Origin of the sequence: Pseudomonas sp. CM27 (genome assembly GCF_013179515.1) — a bacterium.
GTDB lineage: Bacteria > Pseudomonadota > Gammaproteobacteria > Pseudomonadales > Pseudomonadaceae > Aquipseudomonas.
In genome coordinates, this window is record NZ_JABMCN010000389.1 from 1 (window position 1) to 2,924 (window position 2,924).

The window sequence follows — 2,924 nt, forward strand, 5'->3', positions numbered from 1 at the left end:
TGCCGCCGCGCCAGCGAGTGGTGACAGCGGTGCTGGCCGGCCGCCTGGGGCAGTGGGGAATGCTGCGCGGCTTGCTCAACCTGCTGTACCCCAGCGATGTACCGGGGGCGCGCCAGGTTCTGGCAGAGCTGGGCCTGGCCGACAAGCTGTTCGTGCAATGTGGCCAGCTGTCCGGCGGGCAGTTGCAGCGAGTGGGGATTGCCCGGGCGTTGTACCAGCGGCCGCAACTGTTGCTGACTGACGAGCCGGTGTCAGCAATGGACCCGGTGTTGGCCGACCATAGCCTGGCCTTGCTCAACCGCCATGCCCAGGCTAATGGTGTGACCCTGGTGGCGAGCTTGCATGCAGTAGAGCTGGCGCTGGCGCACTTCCCACGGGTGATCGGCATTCGCGACGGGCAGGTGGTGTTCGACTGCGCGGCCGAGGCGGTGAGCGAGCAGATGCTGGATGCGTTGTACGCCAACGAACAACTGGCTTCGCCGCCCACCCAGGGACCGACTCTGACCGTGCAGATTCCGCGATGCTGACAGCTGACGCGCGCGACCCGGCCCTGATGCCGCGGTTGCTGCTGACCTTGCTGGCCGTAGCGGTGCTGTGGCCAGGCGTGCAATTGAGCGAACTTGACCCTTGGGTGCTGTTTCAGGCGGAGAACCGGCAGCAGATCGCCAGTTTCACCGGCGCCTTCTGGCCGCCGGCACACGATGCCGATTTCCTTGCGTTGCTGTACGAAGCCACCTTACAGACCCTGGCGGTGGCCACTGCCGGCATGGCGTTGGCGTTGTTGCTGGCGATTCCTGCAGGGCTGCTGGCTAGCCGAGCGTTGTCGCTGCGTGCCGCCTCCCGCAGTGGGCGGGCCGGTTTCTGGTCGCGGTTGCTGCGCCTGCCTGTGCGCGGGTTGCTGATTTTCCTGCGCAGTGTGCCGGAAATCGTCTGGGCACTGCTGTTTGTACGGGCTGTGGGGCTTGGGCCGACGGCGGGCGTACTGGCCATCGCCATCACCTACAGCGGCATGCTCGGCAAGGTATACGCCGAGATTTTCGAGTCGGTCGACCAGCGCCCGGCGCATGCCTTGATGCAGGCGGGCAGTGGCCGGCTGGCGGCGTTTCTCTACGGCATTCTGCCTAATGCTGCCTCCGAGGTTGTGTCCTACACCGTGTACCGCTGGGAATGCGCGGTGCGGGCGTCGGTGGTGATGGGCTTTGTAGGCGCTGGCGGGCTGGGGCAGCAGATCGACTTGTCGATGCGCATGTTCGCCGGTGCGGAGGTGGCGAGCATGCTGCTGACTTTCCTGCTGCTGGTGATGCTGGCCGACCTGCTTAGCCGCCTGTTGCGCTGGAGGCTGGCATGAGCCGGGTGATCAACCTGTTCCTGCTAGCTGCCATCGTGACGGCGGTGGCGGCCTCGTTCGCTTACCTGGAGCTGGACCTGCAGGCGCTGGTGGGCAACGGCGGGCTGGGGCAGATGGGTGAGTATGCCGGGCGTTTCCTGCACCCGGACCTGTCGGCTGCACACCTGCGTGCCGTTTGGCACGGGGCGCTGGAGACCCTGGCCATGTCCGGCCTGGGGACGCTGCTGGCCATGGTGCTGGGGATGCTGCTGGCGCTGCCGGCTGCGGGCCGCTTCGGTTGGCCGTTCCAGGCGGCGTCGCGGTTGCTGCTCAATGGCTTGCGGGCCATTCCGGAACTGGTATGGGCGGCGCTTACGGTGCTGGCGGCCGGCCTTGGCCCCAATGCCGGTACCCTGGCCCTGGCGCTGCATACTGCTGGCGTGTTGGGGCGGCTGTTCGCCGAGGCATTGGAAAATGCGTCGCCGGAGCCTGCAGCGGCGATTCGCTTGCAGGGTGGCAGCCAGATCGCGGCGTTCTGCTATGGCACCTTACCCAACCTGTGGCCGCAGTTGCTGGCCTACAGCCTGTACCGCTGGGAGAACAACATCCGCATGGCCAGTGTGCTGGGGTTGGTCGGGGCGGGCGGGTTGGGGCAGATGCTGTACACGACCCTGAGCCTGTTCCAGGAGGCCCAGGCCAGCACGGTGATCCTGGGCATGCTGGTGCTGGTGTTGCTGGTGGATGTGCTCAGTGATGTGCTGCGCCAGCGGTATGTGCGGGCCTGACCGATAGCCGGGGCCGCGTTGCGGCCCATCGCCGGCAAGCCAGCTCCCACAGGTATTGCGCAAGTCTTCGGGTTTTCACGCTCCCTTGTGGGAGCTGGCTTGCCGGCGATAGGGCCCTTGAGGTCATGCGCTAGGCCAGCTCCCCACACTGCGCCTCCCGCTGCATCGATTCCAGATTGCGCTCGATCGTCTCGCAAATGGTGTCCATCTGGATCTGGTGCTCACTGAACCTGAACGGGCTCTGCAAATCCGTGCCAATCCGCTCGATGGCCAGCAGCATGAACCCCACCACGGTCGAAGCCAGCGGCGTAAACCAGCCCAGCGACTCCACCAGCCCGACCGGCACGATCAGGCAGAACAGGGTGATGAACAACCGCGGAAAATACACATAAGGGTAGGGCAGCGGCGTATTGGCGATGCGCTCCATGCCGCCCTGCGCATTGGACAGGTCCACCAGGGTCGATTCCAGCCGCGCCAGGCGAATGCTGTCCAGGCGCCCGGCCTGATATTCCCGTGCCAGCAGGGCCGCCGAGCCCCCAAGAATGTCATTGGCAAAGTTGTTCGAACGGTTGCGCCGCTCGAATTCTGCCGGCGGGATGAAGGCCATCAGTTCATCCGGGCAGCGCTCGCCTTTAAGGTGCGCGGCGAGGCAGTTCACATAGGCGATATGCCTGCGCAGCAACGTGGCCTTCACCGGGTTGAGCCCATCGTCGCGGTCATCGATCAGTGTCAGCGTCTGTCGCGCAAAGCTGCGCGAACTGTTCACCAGCGCGCCCCACAACGTGCGCGCCTCCCACCAGCGGTTGTAGGCA

General features: G+C 65.6%; 4 protein-coding genes. 3 read left to right on the forward strand and 1 reads right to left on the reverse strand.

Features of this window, described 5'->3' with window-relative positions; translation table 11 throughout:
* From HP547_RS28135 to phnE, 3 genes are all read left to right on the forward strand, one after another.
* Positions 1–527, forward strand: a 527-nt coding sequence (locus HP547_RS28135; RefSeq protein WP_172288745.1) for a phosphonate ABC transporter ATP-binding protein, incomplete at its 5' end; no start/stop codon positions are given.
* Positions 521–1,348, forward strand: coding sequence for an ABC transporter permease (locus HP547_RS28140; protein WP_172288747.1), 828 nt, complete (start codon positions 521–523; stop codon positions 1,346–1,348). The genes HP547_RS28135 and HP547_RS28140, both read left to right, overlap by 7 nt.
* On the forward strand, positions 1,345–2,112 hold the full coding sequence (gene phnE / locus HP547_RS28145; protein WP_172288749.1) for a phosphonate ABC transporter, permease protein PhnE: 768 nt from the start codon (positions 1,345–1,347) through the stop codon (positions 2,110–2,112). Before HP547_RS28140 ends, phnE begins: the two co-directional genes overlap by 4 nt.
* A 130-nt stretch (positions 2,113–2,242) precedes the next feature.
* On the opposite strand, the gene HP547_RS28150 is transcribed toward phnE, so the two are convergent.
* Positions 2,243–2,924, reverse strand: a 682-nt coding sequence (locus HP547_RS28150) for a bestrophin family protein (RefSeq protein WP_172288751.1), incomplete at its 5' end; no start/stop codon positions are given.

Bases quoted from the DNA above. Each gene is read 5' to 3' on its own strand.
- phnE (WP_172288749.1), top strand. From the start codon at position 1,345: ATGAGCCGGGTGATCAACCTGTTCCTGCTAGCTGCCATCGTGACGGCG.
- HP547_RS28140 (WP_172288747.1), top strand. From the start codon at position 521: ATGCTGACAGCTGACGCGCGCGACCCGGCCCTGATGCCGCGGTTGCTG.